Consider the following 1,170-nt stretch of genomic DNA (forward strand, 5'->3'; position numbering starts at 1 on the left):
GGTTCTTTTCGCCTTTCCCTCACGGTACTGGTTCACTATCGGTCAGTCAGGAGTATTTAGCCTTGGAGGATGGTCCCCCCATGTTCAAACAGGATATCACGTGTCCCGTCCTACTCGATTTCACTAATAATGCATTTTTGGTTACGGGGCTATCACCCTGTATCGCGGAACTTTCCAGAACCTTCACCTAACGCAGAACTAGCTTAAGGGCTAATCCGGTTTCGCTCGCCGCTACTACCGGAATCTCGGTTGATTTCTCTTCCTCGGGGTACTTAGATGTTTCAGTTCCCCCGGTTTGCCTCATTAACCTATGTATTCAGTTAATGATACTTGCTTATGCAAGTGGGTTTCCCCATTCGGAAATCCCAGACTCAAGAGGCTTTTACTGCCTAATCTGGGCTTATCGCAAGTTAATACGTCCTTCATCGCCTCTGACTGCCAAGGCATCCACCGTGTACGCTTAGTCACTTAACCATACAACCCCAAGAGGTCTTGTATGTTCAAACAACCAAGGTTTGCGTTTAATACTCCGATCAAGAAAATATTAAACATTGGTTTTTCGCCGGACTCATTTATTTGTCTTCACTTTAAAAAGTAAAAACAAAATCAAGACACTTGAATGTGTGTTGTTTTGAGAACTCGTTTTTATTCAAAGAATAAAAACATTTTAAAATTAATCTTTCGATTAAATTTACTAGTCAGCTTTCCAGATTGTTAAAGAACATGTAATCATCGTTAGATAACCACTTTCTAATCACATTCATTACTTTGAATATATTTAGAAAGTGGTGGAGCTATGCGGGATCGAACCGCAGACCTCCTGCGTGCAAGGCAGGCGCTCTCCCAGCTGAGCTATAACCCCAACGATTTAAAAGACTATACCATCACTTTTTCTGGGAGAAAAAGTGGTGGGTCTGAGTGGACTCGAACCACCGACCTCACCCTTATCAGGGGTGCGCTCTAACCACCTGAGCTACAGACCCAAGTCTTTTTACGTTCTACATTTTAACCAAGCAATCTGTGTGGACACTGCATAAAACAGTATAAGTCTTTAGGTAAGGAGGTGATCCAGCCCCAGGTTCCCCTAGGGCTACCTTGTTACGACTTCACCCCAGTCATGAACCACACCGTGGTAAACGCCCTCCCGAAGGTTAAGCTATCTACTTCTGG

The 1,170-nt window shown here is 43.8% G+C and carries 2 tRNA genes and 2 rRNA genes; all 4 read right to left on the reverse strand.

Annotated elements, in window-relative coordinates:
• Nucleotides 1–474 (reverse strand): 23S ribosomal RNA (locus tag CZ809_RS20615); the annotation flags it as partial.
• Nucleotides 475–786: 312 nt separating this feature from the next.
• Nucleotides 787–862, reverse strand: a tRNA-Ala gene (locus CZ809_RS20620).
• 44 nt (nucleotides 863–906) lie between these two features.
• A tRNA-Ile gene (locus CZ809_RS20625) sits at nucleotides 907–983 on the reverse strand.
• Between the two features lie 73 nt (nucleotides 984–1,056).
• A 16S ribosomal RNA gene (locus CZ809_RS20630) occupies nucleotides 1,057–1,170 on the reverse strand; the annotation flags it as partial.

The organism is Photobacterium piscicola (assembly GCF_900166965.1).
Classification (GTDB): Bacteria; Pseudomonadota; Gammaproteobacteria; order Enterobacterales; family Vibrionaceae; genus Photobacterium; species Photobacterium piscicola.